The following is an 18739-nucleotide window of genomic DNA, read 5'->3' as shown; positions in this document are numbered from 1 at the left end:
GGGTGCCCCTTTTTTCGTACAACCATCCGGGTGGAGCGGATGTCTGACGTGGTGCCCTGCCCTGAACCGATCACCCTGGGGATCCCCGTGTCACACTCGCGCCGCCGGCACCGACTCGCCGCCGCTCTCGTCGTCGCCGCCACCGGCGTGGTCAGCACGGGGGTGACCCTCCCGGCCGTGGCTGCCGAAACCGACGTGCTGTACGTCATCCAGGGGCCGACGTGCTCCGACGCCGGGCCCGGCACCGTGGAGCACCCGTTCTGCACGGTCCAGGAGGGGGCGGACGCCGCACAGCCCGGGCAGACGGTGCGGGTCTACGGCACCACGCTCGAGGAGCAGGTCACCCCGCACCACTCCGGTGCACCGGGCAAGCCGATCGTCATCCAGGGCGAGCCCGGCGTGATGCCGCGCCCCCAGATCGGTGTCCCCGCCGGGAAGGCCGGCCCGGACACCTCGCACGCCTTCCTGCTGGACCACGTGCACGACGTGACGGTGCGGGGCTTCTACCTGAGCAACACCGCGGCCGAGGCGGTCCTGGTCAAGGACTCCGCCGGGATCACCCTCGACTCGAACGAGATCATGTACGCCGGCCAGGGCAGCGACTCCTGGGTCCACACACCGACGGTGCCGCGCGGCGCCGCCTCGGTCCGGGTGACCGGCGCGAGCGACGGCGTCGTGGTGAGCCGCAACCTCGTCGAGGGCGGCGCGGGGGACGGACTGGTGGTGGACCCCGGGGTGGCCGGCGCCGTCCTCACCACCAACGCGGTCACCAACGGGCTGGGCGCGGGAGTCCGGGTGACGGACGCCCCGGGCACCGTGGTCACCGGCAACACCGTGCTGCGCGAGGCGCTGCCCGGCGTGGTGGTCGCCGGGGCCTCCGACCACGCGACGGTGGAGAACAACATCATCGCGGACACCGCGTCCACGGCCCCCGCCGGGGCCGACCCCGTCTCGCTCTCGGTGTCCGCCGGTTCGGTCGCCGGGACGAAGGCCGACTACAACACCCTGCTCCCGTACGCCGGGGGAACCGCCTACTCCTGGGGCGGGAACGCCTACCAGCAGCCCGACTTCTTCTCCGCGGCGACCGGCCAGGGAGGGCACGACCTGCGCGAGCTCCCGCCGTTCGCGCTCTCCCGGTCACTCAACGCCTCGGTGGTCCCCGACCGGGCGACCGGCTCCACCGACTCGGCCGACGCCTCGGCGCCCGGCGAGCTGTCCACCGACCTCTACGGCCGCCCGCGGGTGGACGACCCGCATGCAGCCAACGGCGCCAACGGCTTCCACGACCGCGGTGCGGCGGAGCTCGAGGCGTACAGCAGGTTGGACGTCGCCTCCGACATCTACCAGGGCCCGACCCCGCTCACGGTGACGGTCACGGCGACGGCCAAGCAGAACTGGCCGGACACCACCACCTACACCTACGACTTCGGCGACGGCAGCACTCCGCTGGTCACCAAGGACACGAAGGCGCAGCACACCTATCAGGCGGTCGGGACGTACACCCCCACGGTCACCGCCACCGGTACGGGCGACGGCGCCACCATCACCACCAAGTCCCCCTACCCGGTGACCGTCAAGGCGCCGGGGGACCTGGTACCGGACCTCCGGATCACCCCCGCGGAGCGCCGTGACGGCCAGGGCCCCCTCAGCTACGCCTTCGACCTGAGCCGCAGCACCAGTCCGTGGCCCGTCTCGGGCTACCAGGTGGACTTCGGCGACGGTGCGGAGCTGCCGGGCGGCTGGGACCTTCCCACCAGCCCCGTCCTGCACAACTACCGCGTGCCCGGGGACTACACGGTCACCCTGACCATGTGGGACCGGGGCGGCCGGAGGGCAACGGTCAAGCAGGTGGTGCACGCGGCCTACGGCAAGCTGGGCTTCACACCGATCACGCCGACCCGGGCGCTCGACACCCGGATCACGGGCATCGGCGGGTACCCGCGCCTCGGCCCCGGCGCCGCGGTCACCGTCTCGCTGCCCCGACTGCCCGGCAACCTCAACGGCGACGCCGTGGTGCTGAACGTGACGGCGGTGAACCCGTCCCAGGCCGGGTACCTGAAGGTGTATCCGACGGACGGCGACCGTCCGGCGACCTCGAACGTGAACTTCAAGGCCGGGCAGACGGTGCCGAACCTGGTGACCGTCCCCACCGGTCCGGGCAACACGGTCACCATCGAGAACTTCGCGGGGACCACGGACGTGGTCGTGGACGTGATGGGCTACTACCAGCTGGGGTCCGGTTCGCGGTTCGACGCGGTGGCGCCTGCACGACTGCTGGACACCCGTAAGTCGGCGGCGGTGGGGCCGGACGCTTCGACCTCGATCCAGGTGCGGGGTGCGGCCGGTGTGCCGGCGGACGCCACTGCGGTGGTGCTGAACCTGACCAGCACGGGCTCCGACGCGGGCGGCTTCCTGACGGCGTACCCGAGCGGGACCACCCGGCCGGGGACGTCGAACCTGAACTTCGCGGCCGGTCAGACGGTGGCGAACCAGGTCGTCGTGCCGATCGGCGAGGACGGCAAGGTGTCGGTCTACAACCGCTTCGGCCACACCCACGTGGTGGCGGACGTCTTCGGTTACTACGGGGCCTCTGGGACCTCGCTGTTCACTCCCGTGGTGCCGACGCGTCTGGTGGACACCCGGAAGCAGACCGCCCTGGGCCAGGGCGGCACCCTGAAGGTGAACACCGGAGTCCCGGCGGGTGCGACGGGCGCCGTGCTGAATGTGACGAGTACCGCTTCGACGGCCGGTGGCTACCTGACGGTGTGGGCGGACGGTGCCACGAAGCCGGGGACGTCGAACGTGAACTTCCCGGCGGGCGGCACGGTCCCGAACCACGTGACCACCCCGCTGGGGACGAACGGCGCCTTCGACGTCTACAACTTCGCGGGCAGCACCCAGGTGGTCGCCGACCTGTTCGGTTACTTCTCGAAGTAGAGGTGTGGTGAGGCGCACACGGTCCTGACGGACCGTGTGCGCCTCCCGTGCTGTACAACCATCCGGGCGGATCAGGTGTCAGACACCACGCCCGTCACCACCTGGACCACCTGCACCTGGGAATCACCGTGTCGCACAGCCGCCGTAGACGCCAGCTCGCCGCCGCCCTCGTCGTCGCCTCCACCGGCCTGGTCAGTGCGGGGGTGACCCTGCCGGCCGTGGCGGCCGATGCCGTCACGCTGTACGTGGACGACTCCGCGGCGAACTGCGCCGACGGTGGGACGGGCAGCCAGGAGCAGCCGTTCTGCACCATCCAGGCGGGCGTGGACGCGGCGAAGCCGGGGCAGACCGTGCAGGTCGAGTACGGCAAGGGCCACTACGCGGAGCAGGTCACCGTGCACCACTCCGGTGAGCCCGGAAAGCCGATCGTGGTGACGGGGCGGCAGGTCGGCCGTCACCAGCCCACTGTCGGGGTGTTCGGGTCGGAGGCCTCGCCGGAGAATGCGCGGGGCTTCCTGCTCGACCACGTGCACGACGTGACGGTGCACGGCTTCATGGTCCAGGGAGTGGCCGCGGAGGGGATCCTGGTGAAGGACTCCTCGGCGGTCACCGTCGACGGGACCTGGACCAACGACGTCGGCCTGGGCGCCTGGGCCCCGGGCACCTCGACCCGGTCCGTCGAGCCCGGGGCACCGGCCCTGCGGGTGACCGGGGCGAGCTCGGGGGTGACGTTCAGCCGGAACCGGGTGAGCAACGCCCAGGGGGACGGCATCGCCGTCGAGGCCGGTGTCACCGGCGCGGTCGTCACCACCAACGGGCTGCTGGCCGAGCAGCCGCGCGGGATCCGGGTGACGGACGCCCCCGGCACGGTGGTCACCAGCAACACCGTGGCCGGCTTCGGCGCCGAGATCACCCTGGCCGGGAAGTCCGACCACGCGACGGTGGAGAACAACGTCCTGACGCGCCGGAACCCGACCGTCCAGACGAAGCCGGAGCTCGCGGAGCTGTCCGTCTCGGCGGACTCGGCGGCGGGGACCAAGGCCGACTACAACTCGGTGGACCCCGGGGCCGGCAACGCGGCCTACTCCTGGGCCGGTACCGACTACCAGCAGCTCACGGACTACGCCAAGGCGACCGGACAGGGCGCCCACGATCTCCAGGAAGCCCCGGTTCTCGGCGTGGTCCCGCCCAACGGCGCCCTGACGCCGACCGCCGCCACCGGCCAGACGGACTCGGCGGACGCCACCGCGCCCGGCGAGCTGGCCACGGACCTCTACGGCCAGCCCCGGGTGGACGATCCGCAGGCCGTCAACTCCGGTACGGGCGCGGGCTACTACGACCGGGGCGCGGTGGAGTTCCAGGCCTTCGCCTCCCTCTGGGTTTCCACCGACGCCACCAAGGGGCCGTACCCGCTGCCGGTGACCGTCACGGCGACGGCCAAGCAGAACTGGCCGGACACCACCAGCTACACCTACGACTTCGGTGACGGCAGCGACCCGCTGACCACCGCCGACGCGAAGGTCCAGCACGTCTACCAGGCCAAGGGCAGCTACACCGTCAAGGTGACGGCCACCGGCACCGGCGAGAACATGAGCGCCACCGCGACCAGCCAGCCGTTCACCGTCACCGAACCGGGCGACCTCACCCCGGCGCTCGCGGTCACCCCGGAGGCGAACCACGGGCCGCTGGGCTTCGGCTTCGACTTGAGCCACAGCACCAGCCCCTGGATCATCACCGGCTACCAGCTGGACTACGGCGACGGCTCCCCGAAGGAGACCGGCGACTCCTACCACCCCACCTTCGAGCACACCTACCTGCGCCCCGGCGACTACACCGTCACCGCGACGCTGACCGACGGCGGCGGCAGGACGGCCAAGCTGCAGCAGGTGGTCCACGCGACCTACGGCAAGCTGGGCTTCACCCCGATCACGCCGACCCGGGTGCTCGACACCCGCCTGGCGACGGGGCCCTACCCCCCGCACCGGCTGGGCCCGGGCGAGTCGACGACCATCTCCCTCCCGGCGCAGCCGGGCCAGCCGCCGGTCTCCCCGGCGGCCCTGGTGCTGAACGTGACGGCGGTGAACCCCTCGCAGGCCGGCTACCTGAGCGTCTACCCGTCCGGCACCGACCGCCCGGCGACCTCGAACGTGAACTTCAAGGCGGGGCAGACGGTGCCGAACCTGGTGACCGTGCCGACCGGCGAGGGCGGGCAGGTCACGCTCTACAACTTCTCGGGCACGACGGACGTCGTGGTCGACGTGATGGGCTTCTACCAGTCCGGCGGCGGGTCGCGCTTCGACGCGGTGGCGCCTTCGCGGCTGCTGGACACCCGTAAGTCGGCGGCGGTGGGCCCGGATGCCTCCACTTCGATCCAGGTGCGGGGTGCGGCGGGGGTGCCGGCGGACGCGACGGCGGTGGTGCTGAACCTGACGAGTACGGCCTCCGACGTGGGGGGTTACCTGACGGCGTACGCGAGCGGTACGGCGCGGCCGGGGACCTCGAACCTGAACTTCGCGGCCGGTCAGACGGTGGCGAACCAGGTCGTCGTGCCGATCGGTGCGGACGGGAAGGTGTCGGTCTACAACAAGTTCGGCCACACCCACGTGGTGGCGGACGTGTTCGGTTACTACGGGCCGTCAGGTGCGCTGTTCACCCCGGTCGTGCCGACCCGCCTGGTGGACACGCGGAAGCAGACCGCGCTGGGGGCGGGGAAGTCCCTGAAGGTCGCGACGGGTGTTCCGGCGGGTGCGACGGCTGCGGTGCTGAACGTGACCAGCACCGCCTCCACGGCCGGTGGTTACCTGACGGTCTGGGCGGACGGTGCCACGAAGCCGGGGACGTCGAACGTGAACTTCCCGGCGGGCGCCACGGTCCCGAACCACGTGACCACCCCGCTGGGGACGAACGGCGCCTTCGACGTCTACAACTTCGCGGGCAGCACCCAGGTCGTCGCCGACCTGTTCGGCTACTTCTCCGAGCAGTAAGCGGTCAACTGTCATGAAACACCTGCTCATTGGGGGATCCACCATGTCATCCCTGCGCCGCAGCCGTCGGCTCGCCGCCGCCATCGTCGTCGCCTCCACCGGCCTGGTCAGTGCGGGGGTGACCCTGCCGGCCGTGGCGGCCGACGCCGACACGCTGTACGTGGACAACTCCGCGGCGAACTGCGCCGACGGTGGGGCAGGCAGCCAGGAGCAGCCGTTCTGCACCATCCAGGCGGGCGTGGACGCGGCGAAGCCGGGCCAGACCGTACAGGTCGCCTTCGGGAAGGATGGCTGCTATGCGGAGCAGGTCGACGTGCACCGCTCCGGCGAGCCGGGCCGGCCGATCGTGGTGGCGGGGCGGCCCGGCCAGCCGAAGCCCCTGATCTGTGTCTTCCCGTCCGGCCTCCGGCCGGACCTCGCGCGTGGCTTCGTACTCGACCACGTCCATGACGTGACGGTGCGAGGTGTCGAGGTGGACGACACGCCCGCGGAGGCGTTCCTGGTCAAGGACTCTTCGGCGGTCACCGTCGAAGGCAACGAGATCGGCTCGGCCGGCAGCGGCAGCGGCTGGACCGCCGGCGGAAAGCCGCCGGTGATCCCGGCCGGGGCTCCGGCCGTGCGGGTGACCGGGGCGAGCTCCGGAGTGACCGTCAGCCGCAACATCCTGAAGCTCAGCGCGGAGGACGGCATCGCCGTCGAGGCGGGTGTCACCGGTGCGGTGATCACGACCAACGCGCTGATGTACAACCAACCGCGCGGGATCCGGGTGACGGACGCGCCGGGCACGGTGGTCACCAGCAACAGTGTGGTCACCACAGGTGGGTCCGGCATCACCCTGGAGGGGAAGTCCGACCACGCGGTGGTGGAGAACAACGTCCTCGCGCACGAGCGCTGGATCAACCAGAATCTGCCGCAGATCGCGGAGCTGTCCGTCTCGGCGGACTCGGTGGCGGGTACCAAGGCGGACTACAACTCCCTCTACTCCTACACCAACTCCCTCTACTCCTGGGCCGGTACCGACTACCAGCGACTCGCGGACTTCGCCAAGGCGTCCGGTCAGGGTGCTCACGACGTCCAGGAGGCCCCGGCCTTCGGTCTGGACGGTTACAACAGCGGTACGGTGAGGCCGACCGCCGCCTCCGGTTCGACGGACTCGGCGGACACCGCGGCCCCCGGCGAGCTGACCACGGACCTGTACGGCAAGCCCCGGGTGGACGATCCGCAGGCCGTCAACTCCGGTACGGGCGCGGGCTACTACGACCGTGGCGCGGTGGAGCTCCAGGCCTTCGCCTCCTTCTGGGTGCAGACCAGCCTCAAGCAGGGGCCGTTTCCGCTGCCGGTGACCGTCACGGCGACGGCCAAGCAGAACTGGCCGGACACCACGACCTACACCTACGACTTCGGCGACGGCAGCGACCAGCTGACCACCGCCGACGCGAAGGTGCAGCACGTCTACCAGGCCAAGGGCAGCTACACCGTCAAGGTGACGGCCAAGGGCACGGGCGAGAACATGAGCACCACGGCTATCGCTCTGCAGCCGGTCACCGTCAACGAACCGGGCGACCTGACCCCGGACCTCGCGGTCTCGGCCTCGGGCGACGGCCCGCTCGGCTTCAGCTTCGACCTGACGCACAGCACGAGCCCGTGGCTCGTCACCGGCTACCAGCTGGACTACGGCGACGGCTCGCCCAAGGAGAGCCACGACCAGTACCACCCCACCTCCACGCACGTCTACCAGCGGCCCGGGGACTACTCCGTCACCGCGACGCTGACCGACGAGGGCGGCAGGACGGCCACGGTGAAGCAGGTGGTGCACGCGGTGTACGGCAAGCTGGGCTTCATCCCGATCACGCCGACCCGGGTGTTCGACAGCCGGAAGCCGGACATGGGCGGCCGCCCGCAGCGGCTCGCCCCGGGGCAGTCGGTGACGTTGTACGTCCCGACCCAGGCGGGCCACCCGCACGCGGACGCGGCGGTGCTGAACGTGACGGCGGTGAACCCGGACAGCGCCGGGTACCTGAGCGTCTACCCGTACGGCACCGACCGTCCGGCGACCTCGAACGTGAACTTCAAGGCGGGGCAGACGGTGCCGAACCTGGTGACCGTTCCGACCGGCCAGAACAACTGGATCACGCTGTACAACTTCTCCGGCGGCACGGATGTGGTGGTCGACGTGATGGGCTACTACGAGAAGGACGGCGGCAGCCGTTTCGGCGCGGTGGCGCCTTCGCGGCTCCTGGACACCCGGAAGTCGGCGGCGGTGGGCCCGGACTCGAGCACCTCGATCCAGGTGCGGGGTACGGCCGGCGTCCCGAACGACGCGACGGCGGTGGTGCTGAACCTGACGGCCACGGCGTCGGACGCGGGGAGCTACCTGACGGCGTACGCGAGCGGTACGGGGCGGCCGGGGACGTCGAACCTGAACTTCACCGCCGGTCAGACGGTGGCGAACCAGGTGGTCGTGCCGATCGGCGACGACGGGAAGGTGTCGGTCTACAACCGCTTCGGGCACACACACGTGGTGGCGGACGTGTTCGGTTACTACGGGCCGTCGGGTGCGCTCTTCACCCCGGTCGTGCCGACCCGCCTGGTGGACACGCGGAAGCAGACCGCCGTGGGCACGGGGAAGTTCCTGAAGGTGGACACGGGCGTCCCGGCGGGTGCGACGGGTGCGGTGCTGAACGTGACCAGCACGGCTTCGACGGCCGGCGGCTACCTGACGGTGTGGGCGGACGGTGCGCCGAAGCCGGGGACGTCGAACGTGAACTTCCCGGCGGGGGCGACCGTGCCGAACCACGTGACGACCCCGCTGGGGACGAACGGCGCCTTCGACGTCTACAACTTCGCGGGCAGCACCCAGGTGGTCGCCGACCTGTTCGGCTACTTCTCGAAGTAGGGCTGTGGTGAGTGGCACACGGCCTGAATTAGGTCGTGTGCCACCTTTGTGTAGTACAAACGATCGGTCGGATCGAATGTCCGGCACCACTTCGCATTCGATCCGATCGCTCCGGGGGACACCCATGTCGCGCGCACGCCGCAGACGCCCATTCGCCACCTTCGTCGTGGCCGCCGCCACCGGCCTCCTCGGAGCGGGGGTGACCGTCCCGGCCGTGGCGGCCGATGCCGACACGCTGTACGTGATCAAGGGGGCTGCGAAGTGCTCCGACGCGGGCCCGGGCACGATGGCGCAGCCGTTCTGCACCGTCCAGGCGGGCGTGGACGCGGCCGGGCCCGGGCAGCGGGTGCTGGTGAGCGGCAGCGAGTACCTGGAGCAGGTCACGGTTCGTCGATCGGGTGAGCCGGGCAAGCCGATCGTCATCGAGGGGATGTCCGGCGTTCTCCCGAAGCCCGACATCGGTGTCTACCAGAGCCAGGCCACCTCGGCCGACTCGCACGGATTCGTCCTGGACCGCGTGCACGACGTGACGGTCCGCGGCTTCACCGCGAGCTACACGGCGGAGGAGGCCTTCCTGGTCCGGGACTCCTCCAACATCACGCTGGACTCCAACACGATCGCCGGCGCCGGGCGGGGGGTGGGCGCGCAGCCGAACACCTCGGCGGCCACCCCGGCCGTCCGCCTGACCGGTGCGAGCCACGGGGTGGTGGTCAGCCGCAACCTGGTGGGCGGCGGCAACGCCGGCGGCATCGTGGTCGACGCCGGGGTCTCGGGCGCGGTGGTCACCACCAACGCGCTCACCGCCAACTGGTCCACCGGCATCCGGGTGACGGACGCGCCGGGCACCGTGGTCGTCAGCAACACGGTGGTCGGCGGCACCGCGGACGGGATCGCCCTGACGGGTGCCTCCGACCACGCGGTGGTGGAGAACAACGTCGTCGCGCTCAACCACCGGTCGGACAGCGAGCCGTACCTGGCGGAGATCGCGGTGTCCGCCGCGTCCGCCCCCGGCACCAAGGCCGACTACAACACGGTCGACCCCGAACTCGGCGGCACGGCCTACTCCTGGGCCGGCCAGGCGTACCAGCAGCCCGCCGAGCTCACCGCCACGACCGCGCAGGGGGCGCACGACCTGCGGGAGATGCTCGGATTCGGTGTGATCTCCGGCTGCATGAACTGCTCGGTGGCGCCGCAGGAGGCCACCGGTTCGACCGACTCGGCGGACACCGCCGCCCCGGGCGAGCTGGCCACCGACCTGTACGGCCGCCAGCGGATCGACGCCCCGGTCTCCGCCAACTCCGGTCCGGACGGCGGCTACTACGACCGCGGCGCGGTGGAGCTCCAGGAGTACGGGCCGGTCCGCCTCGCCGTCTCGCAGGGCAAGGGGCCGAACCCGCTGCCCGTCACCGCCAGCGCCTCCGTCGAGTGGCAGAGCTGGTCGGACCCGGCCACCACCTTCACCTTCGACTTCGGTGACGGCACCGAGCCGCTGGTCACCAAGGACACGAAGGTGCAGCACGTCTACCGGACGAACGGCGTCTACCGGCCCACGGTCACGGTGCACGGAGGGACCGAGCACGCCGAGATGACCGACACGTCCCACAGCCGGGTCGAGGTCGTCGATCCCGCCGACCTGGCGGTGGACCTGCGGATCGCTCCCCAGTCCCGCGGCGACCTGGGCGGGCCGCTGGGCTTCAGCTTCGACCTGAGCCACAGCACCAGCTCGTGGTACTTCAGGTCCACCCAGCTGGACTTCGGCGACGGGACGCCCGTGCAGACCGCGTACACCGCCCCGAACGTCAGCAAGCACTCCTACGCCCGCCCCGGCGACTACACCGTGACCGCCACGCTCACCGACCAGGGCGGCAGGACGGCCACCGTGAAGCAGGTGGTGCACGCGGCGTACAACAAGCTGGGCTTCACGCCGATCACGCCGACCCGGGTGCTCGACACCCGGCAGCCCGGTGAGCTGGGCGTCCAGCGCGTCGGGCCGGGCCAGACGCGGACCGTGTCCGTGCCGGCCCAGCCGGGCCACCCGCACGCGGACGCCGCTGTGCTGAACGTGACGGCGGTGAACCCCTCGCAGGCCGGCTACCTGACCGTCTACCCGCTGGGCCCCGGCCGTCCGGCCACCTCGAACGTGAACTTCACGGCCGGTCAGACCGTGCCGAACCTGGTGACCGTGCCCGTCGGGGACCAGGACAAGATCGTCATCGACAACTTCGCGGGGACCACGGACGTCGTGGTCGACGTGATGGGCTACTACCAGGCCGACGCCGGCTCCCGGTTCGACGCGGTGGCGCCTTCGCGGCTGCTGGACACCCGGAAGTCGGCGGCGGTGGGGCCGGACGCCTCGACCTCGATCCAGGTGCGGGGTGCGGCCGGTGTGCCGGCGGACGCCACGGCGGTGGTGCTGAACCTGACCAGCACGGGTTCGGACGCGGGGGGTTACCTGACGGCGTACGCGAGCGGTACGGCGCGTCCGGGGACGTCGAACCTGAACTTCACCGCCGGTCAGACGGTGGCGAACCAGGTCGTCGTGCCGATCGGCGCGGACGGCAAGGTGTCGGTCTACAACCGCTTCGGCCACACGCAGGTGGTGGCGGACGTGTTCGGCTACTACAGCCCCACGGCCTCCTCGCTGTTCACGCCGGTCGTGCCGACCCGCCTGGTGGACACCCGGAAGCAGTCCGCCCTGGGTGCGGGGCAGTTCCTGAAGGTGGACACCGGTGCCCCGGCGGGTGCGACGGGTGCGGTGTTGAACGTGACCAGCACGGCTTCGACGGCCGGTGGTTACCTGACGGTGTGGGCGGACGGTGCCACGAAGCCGGGGACGTCGAACGTGAACTTCCCGGCGGGCGGCACGGTCCCGAACCACGTGACGACCCCGCTGGGGACGAACGGCGCCTTCGACGTCTACAACTTCGCGGGCAGCACCCAGGTGGTCGCCGACCTGTTCGGCTACTTCTCGAAGTAACCCGCACACGTACGGTGGCCTGCGGCAACGAGATCATCTGACTCTTCGTCAGATGTTCGCAAGATCGAGACGACCCCGTTGACCGGGCCCGGCGGAGCGGGTGCTACACCTGTTCTCTCTCTGTCGTGAAAATCCGCTCAACGGGGGACCTACCGTGTCATCCATGCGCCGCAGACGCCGACTCGCCGCCGCCATCGTCGTCGCCTCCACCGGCCTGGTCTCGGCCATGGCGACGCTGCCCGCGGCCGCCGTGGCCGACGCCGCCACCCTCTACGTGGACGACTCCGTCGCCGGCTGCTCGGACTCCGGTCCGGGCAGCCAGGCGCAGCCGTTCTGCACCGTGCAGGCGGGCGCCGACGCCGCCCACGCGGGCCAGACCGTGGCGGTCGCGATGGGCAAGGGCCAGTACGCCGAGCAGGTCACCCTGCACAACTCGGGTGCGCCGGGCAAGCCGATCGTCATCAAGGGCGTGCCGACCCGGGGCGACTCCCCGTACGTCGGCGTCTTCGCCTACTACGGCAAGCCGGAGACGGCGCGGGCCTTCGTGCTCGACCACGTGCACGACGTCACCGTGCAGGGCTTCGCCCTGGGGGACACGGCGGCCGAGGCCGTGCTGGTCAAGGACTCCTCGGGCATCACGCTCGACTCCAACGAGGTCGACGGCGCCGGCTGGGGCAACTTCGCGCCGCAGGGCCAGCAGCCGACCGTCCCCGGGGGCAACCCGGTGATCCGGCTGACCGGGGCGAGCAGTGACATCACCGTCAGCCGCAACCGGATCGGCGGCGGCAACGGCGGCGGCATCGCGGTCGACGCGGGCGTCACCGGCGCCGTCCTCACCACCAACGCCGTGACCGCCAACGGACGGGCGATGACCGGCAAGGGTGCGGGCATCAGCGTCACGGGCGCGCCGCACACCGTGATCACCAGCAACACCGTGGCGAGCAGCGGCGCCGCGGGCATCGTGCTGACCGGCGGCTCCCACGACGCCACGGTGGAGAACAACGTCGTCGCGGACTCCTACAGCCGCCTCGACAAGGAGCCGACGGCCACCGAGTTCTCGGTCTCGGCCGACTCCACCCCGGGCACCACGGCGGACTACAACACCTTGTACCCGACCGGCATGGGCAGCGCCTACACCTGGGGCCCGGACAGCTACCAGCAGCCCGCCGACTTCGCCACGGCGACCGGCCAGGGGGCCCACGACCTGCGCGAGGCCCCGAAGTTCCTGCTCGACGGCGCGATGAACAGCTCCGTCGTCCCGACCGCCGCCTCCGGCTCGACGGACTCGGCGAACGCCTCGGCGCCCGGCGAGCTGACCACGGACCTGTTCGGCAAGCCCCGGGTGGACGACCCGCAGGCGGCCAACGGCGCCAACGGCTTCCACGACCGCGGCGCGGCGGAGCTCCAGGCGTACAGCAGGCTCGACCTCGGGGTCGACTTCGGCAAGGGCCCGCGCCCGCTGACGGTGACCGTCACCGCCACGGCGGCGCAGAACTGGCCGGACACCACCACCTACACCTACGACTTCGGCGACAACAGCACTCCGCTGGTCACCACGGACGCGAAGGTGCAGCACCAGTACCTGACCAACGGCGAGTTCCACGTCACGGTCACCGCGAACGGCACCGGCGCGAACACCGGCATCAGCGCCTCGGCCGGTCCGATCAGCGTCGTCGACCCCGCCGACCTGGTGGCGGACCTGCGGATCGCCCCGGCGCCCCGGCAGGAGGGCTACGGCCCGCTCGGCTACGCCTTCGACCTGAGCCACAGCACCAGCTCGTACTACCTCACGGACTACCGGATCGACTTCGGCGACGGCACGAGCAGCCCCTACTCGTACCAGACGCGGCACACCTACCAGCAGCCCGGCGACTACACCGTCACCGCCACGGTCAAGGACCAGGGCGGCCGCACGGCCACCGCCAAGCAGGTGGTGCACGTCGCGTACACCCAGCTCGGCTTCACGCCCACCACCCCGACCCGGCTGCTCGACACCCGCAGCGCGAGCCGGATCGGCGGCTTCCAGCGGCTCGGCCCCGGCCAGTCGGCGACGGTGTACATCCCGACCCAGGCGGGCCACCCGCACGCGGACGCGGCCGTGCTGAACGTGACGGCGGTGAACCCCAACAGCGGCGGCTACCTGAGCGTCTACCCGGCCGGCAACGACCGTCCGGCGACCTCGAACGTGAACTTCAAGGCCGGTCAGACGGTGCCGAACCTGGTGACCGTCCCCACCGGCGGCTCGGACGCCGTCACCGTCTACAACTTCTCGGGCGACACCGACCTGGTGGTCGACCTGCTGGGCGTCTACGAGGCCGGCGACGGCTCGAAGTTCACGGCCCTGGCGCCCTCGCGGCTCCTGGACACCCGTAAGTCGGCGGCGGTGGGGCCGGACGCCTCGACCTCGATCCAGGTGCGGGGTGCGGCCGGTGTGCCGGCGGACGCCACTGCGGTGGTGCTGAACCTGACCAGCACGGCCTCGGACGCGGGCGGCTTCCTGACCGCCTACCCGAGCGGGACCACCCGGCCCGGGACGTCGAACCTGAACTTCACCGCCGGTCAGACGGTGGCGAACCAGGTCATCGTGCCGATCGGCGCCGACGGCAAGGTCTCCGTCTACAACCGCTTCGGCCACACCCACGTGGTGGCGGACGTCTTCGGCTACTACAGCCCCACCGGTTCGCTCCTCACCCCGGTCGTCCCGACCCGCCTGGTCGACACCCGCAAGCAGACCGCCCTGGGCCAGGGCGGCACCCTGAAGGTGAACACCGGAGTCCCGGCGGGTGCGACGGGCGCCGTGCTGAATGTGACGAGTACCGCTTCGACGGCCGGTGGTTACCTGACGGTGTGGGCGGACGGTGCCACGAAGCCGGGGACGTCGAACGTGAACTTCCCGGCGGGCGGCACGGTCCCGAACCACGTGACCACCCCGCTGGGGACGAACGGCGCCTTCGACGTCTACAACTTCGCGGGCAGCACCCAGGTCGTCGCCGACCTGTTCGGCTACTTCTCGAAGTAGGCCGTAGCCGGACAAACCTCAAGGAAGGGTGGCGGTCCAGGACTTGGACGGCCACCCTTCTCGCACATCCGGCGGACACGAACGGTATGTTCGCTCCCTCACTGATCTCTGGGGGGATCCACCGTGTCATCCGTACGCAGACGCCGTCAGTTGGCCGCCGCCTTCGTCGTGGCCTCCACCGGCCTGGCCGGCGGGGGCCTGACGCTGCCCGCCGTCGCCGCCGACGTCACCACGCTCTACGTGGACAACTCCGCCACCGCGCACTGCTCGGACTCCGGCCCCGGCAGCCAGGCGCAGCCGTTCTGCACAGTGCAGGAGGGCGCCGACGCGGTGCAGCCGGGCCAGACGGTTTCGGTGGCAACCGGCACCTACCAGGAGCAGGTGACGGTCCGGCAGTCCGGCGAGCCCGGGAAGCCCATCGTCATCAAGGCGGCCAGACCGACCATGGTGGTCACCAAGCCGATCGACGCGCGGCCCGGCCGGGCGAGCACGTTCGTCCTGGACCACGTGCACGACGTCACGGTGCAGGGTTTCGGGACGGAGGACGTCGCCGCGGAGGCCTTCCTGGTGAAGGACTCCGAGCGGGTGACGCTCGACGCGAACAAGATCGCCCGGGCCAGTGTGGGCAGTTACAGCTCACCGGTGCAGCCGCCGGCAGTCCCCTCCGGCAGCCCGGCGGTCCGGGTGACCGGGGCCAGCAGTGGTGTGGTCGTCAGCCGGAACACGATCGGTGGCGGCGTGGGCGGAGGTGTCGTCGTCGACCCAGGGGTGTCGGGCACGACGATCACCACCAATGCGGTGACGGTGTCCTGGAAGCAGGGCGGCATCAGCGTCACGGACGCGCCGGGGACGGTGATCACGAGCAACACCGTGCTCGCCGGCCACCCCTCGGGTGTCACCTTGGCCGGTCACTCCGACCACGCCGTGGTGGAGAACAACGTGATCGCCTACTCCGGCCAGTTCGATCCTGCCCCGCCGGCCCCGGTCGAGCTCTCGGTCTCGGCCGATTCCGTGGCGGGCACGAAGGCCGACTACAACTCGGTCTACCCGGCCGACACCGGCACGGCATACTCATGGGCCGGTACCACCTACCAGCAGCCGGGGGAATTCTCGACCGCCACGGGCCAGGGCGCGCACGACCTGCGGGAAAAGCCGGCCGCCCCGCTGGGGATCGCGTCCAACTGCGTCAACTGCTCGGTGGCGCCGACGGAGGCCTCCGGTTCGACGGACTCGGCCGATGCCTCGGCCCCCGGCGAGCTGACCACGGATCTGTACGGCCGCCCCCGGGTGGACGCTCTAGGAGCGGCCAACACCGGCACTGGTACGGGCTACTTCGACCGGGGCGCGGCGGAGCTCGAGGAGTACGGCAGCTACCTGGCGGTCGGTGTCACCTCGAACTACGGCCCGTACCCCCTGACGGCGACCGTCACGGCCTCGGTCGAGCAGCACTGGCCGGACACCACGACCTACACGTACGACTTCGGCGACGGCAGCGACCCGCTGGTCACCACGGACGCCAAGGTCCAGCACGTGTACCGGACCAAGGGCAGCTACCGGGTCGCGGCCACCGCCCGCGGTACAAGCCCGGACTCCACCGTCTCCGGCCAGGCCTACACCCCGGTGCAGGTCAACGAGCCGGGTGATCTGGTGCCGGACCTCCAGGTGGTATCGGCCCCGCACACCTCGGCCGGGCCGCTGACCTACGCCGTCGACGTGAGCCACACCGTCAGCCCGTGGCGGGTCAGCATCGCGGGAGTGGACTTCGGCGACGGTACTCCCGTGAACCGGAACAGCATCTCCTACCATACGTACCTCCGGCCCGGTGACTACACCGTCACGGCGACGCTGAAGGACGAGGGCGGCCGGACGGCTACGGTCAGCAAGCAGGTGCACGTCGGGTACGGCCGGCTGCGCTTCACCCCGATCACACCGACACGCGTGCTGGACACCAGGGTGCCCGACTACTACAACCTCCGCACCCTCGGCCCGGGCCAGTCGACCACCCTGCGCCTGCCGTACCTGAAAGATCACCCACAGGCGTCCCCCGCGGCGCTGGTGCTGAACGTGACGGCGGTGAACCCCTCGCAGGCCGGCTACCTGAGCGTCTACCCGTCCGGCACCGACCGCCCGGCGACCTCGAACGTGAACTTCAAGGCCGGGCAGACGGTGCCGAACCTGGTGACCGTGCCGACCGGCAATGACGTCCAGGTCACGGTGTACAACTTCTCGGGCACCACGGACGTCGTGGTCGACGCGATGGGCTACTACCAGGACGACACCGGTTCGAGCTTCGACGCGGTGGCGCCTTCGCGGCTGCTGGACACCCGGAAGTCGGCGGCGGTGGGCCCGGATGCCTCGACCTCGATCCAGGTGCTGGGTGCGGCGGGGGTGCCGGCGGACGCGACGGCGGTGGTGCTGAACCTGACGAGTACGGGCTCCGACGCGGGGGGCTACCTGACGGCGTACGCGAGCGGCACCGCGCGGCCGGGGACCTCGAACCTGAACTTCGCGGCCGGTCAGACGGTGGCGAACCAGGTCGTCGTGCCGATCGGTGCGGACGGGAAGGTGTCGGTCTACAACAAGTTCGGGCACACGCACGTGGTGGCGGACGTGTTCGGTTACTACGGGCCGTCGGGCGCGCTGTTCACCCCGGTCGTGCCGACGCGGTTGGCGGACACGCGGAAGCAGACCGCGCTGGGGGCGGGGAAGTCCCTGAAGGTCGCGACGGGTGTTCCGGCGGGTGCGACGGCTGCGGTGCTGAACGTGACCAGCACCGCCTCCACGGCCGGTGGTTACCTGACGGTCTGGGCGGACGGTGCGCCGAAGCCGGGGACGTCGAACGTGAACTTCCCGGCGGGCGGCACGGTCCCGAACCACGTGACCACCCCGCTGGGGACGAACGGCGCCTTCGACGTCTACAACTTCGCGGGCAGCACCCAGGTGGTCGCCGACCTGTTCGGCTACTTCAGCAAGTAAGTCCGTGTGAGCACCCGGGCCGCCTCCCGTACGGGGGCGGCCCGGTGGCACACTGGCACCCGGCGCGGCCGGACGACGATCAGTCGACACGGCACAGGAGCAGGGCATGGCTGGGACAGACTTCGCGGAGTTCGAGCGCAGCGGGTGGGCGCGGCGGAGCGAGACGTACGACGACGGGTTCGGCGCGATGACGGCCGGGCTGCACGAGCGGCTGCTGGACGCGGCGGGGGTGCGGGGAGGAGCGGCGGTACTCGAGGTGGGCTGCGGGAGCGGCCGGCTGGCCGCCGCCGCGCTGGCGCGGGGGGCCGTGGTGACGGCGACCGACGCGGTGGCCGAGATGGTCGGTGTCGCCGCGCGGGAGGTGCCCGGGGCGCGGGTGCTGCGGGGCTCCCTGCCGGGGCTGCCGGGTGAGCTGCTGGCGGGGGAGTACGACGCGGCGGTCGGCGCCTTCGTGATCAACCACGTGCCCGATCCGGCCGGTGCCGTAGGGGAGTTGGCGCAGGCCGTCCGGCCCGGCGGCCGGGTGGTGCTCTCCTGCTGGGACAGCCTGGAGCACAACCGCGCCCAGGGCATCTTCTTCGACGCCGTCCGCGCCGTCGGCGCCCTGCCGCCCGCCGACCTGCCCGGCACCTCCCCGTTCGCCGCCTACGCGAGCCCCGACGCCTTCGCCACCCTCCTGCGCGAGGCCGGCCTGGCGCAGGTCCGGGTCGAGCGGGTCGGCTGGCCGCACCGGGTGGCGCCCGACCGCTGGTGGGACGCCGTCCTGAGCGGCACCGTCCTCACCTCCTCACTGATCGAGGGTCAGGACGGGGAGACCGCCGCCAAGATCCGCCGCGAGTACGACCGCCTCGCCGAGCTCCACCGGGAGGGCCCGGAGGTGGTCCTGCCGGTGGCCGCGCTGCTGGCCACCGGCACCCGCCCGGCCTGAGCCGGGCGGGCACGCCGGGCGG

Annotated in this window: 7 protein-coding genes; all 7 read left to right on the top strand. The window is 71.3% G+C overall.

The window, feature by feature from the left end:
- Positions 1–87 precede the first annotated feature (87 nt).
- The gene (locus ABT095_RS11660; protein ID WP_350529163.1) at positions 88–2937 is read left to right on the top strand and encodes a PKD domain-containing protein; all 2850 of its coding nucleotides are present in this window, start codon (positions 88–90) and stop codon (positions 2935–2937) included.
- 128 nt (positions 2938–3065) lie between these two features.
- Complete coding sequence (locus ABT095_RS11655; RefSeq protein ID WP_350529162.1) at positions 3066–5921, top strand: PKD domain-containing protein; 2856 nt, start codon at positions 3066–3068, stop codon at positions 5919–5921.
- Positions 5922–5964: 43 nt separating this feature from the next.
- On the top strand, positions 5965–8817 hold the full coding sequence (locus ABT095_RS11650; protein ID WP_350529161.1) for a PKD domain-containing protein: 2853 nt from the start codon (positions 5965–5967) through the stop codon (positions 8815–8817).
- Between the two features lie 124 nt (positions 8818–8941).
- Entirely contained in the window at positions 8942–11794 is a 2853-nt protein-coding gene (locus tag ABT095_RS11645; protein WP_350529160.1) for a right-handed parallel beta-helix repeat-containing protein, read from the top strand.
- A gap of 163 nt (positions 11795–11957) precedes the next feature.
- Positions 11958–14813 carry a PKD domain-containing protein gene (locus tag ABT095_RS11640; protein WP_350529159.1) on the top strand — a complete coding sequence of 952 codons (2856 nt, stop codon included), beginning with the start codon at positions 11958–11960 and terminating at the stop codon, positions 14811–14813.
- Between the two features lie 123 nt (positions 14814–14936).
- Positions 14937–17789, top strand: a complete 2853-nt coding sequence (locus tag ABT095_RS11635) for a PKD domain-containing protein (RefSeq protein ID WP_350529158.1) — start codon at positions 14937–14939, stop codon at positions 17787–17789.
- Between the two features lie 106 nt (positions 17790–17895).
- Positions 17896–18717 carry a class I SAM-dependent methyltransferase gene (locus ABT095_RS11630; RefSeq protein ID WP_350529157.1) on the top strand — a complete coding sequence of 274 codons (822 nt, stop codon included), beginning with the start codon at positions 17896–17898 and terminating at the stop codon, positions 18715–18717.
- The last annotated feature ends 22 nt before the right edge of the window (positions 18718–18739 follow it).

It is taken from the genome of Kitasatospora sp. NPDC002227, assembly GCF_040296285.1.
Classification (GTDB): Bacteria; Actinomycetota; Actinomycetes; order Streptomycetales; family Streptomycetaceae; genus Kitasatospora.
Note: the sequence above shows the minus strand (reverse complement) of the source record. Positions and strands in the feature narration are given on the sequence as shown.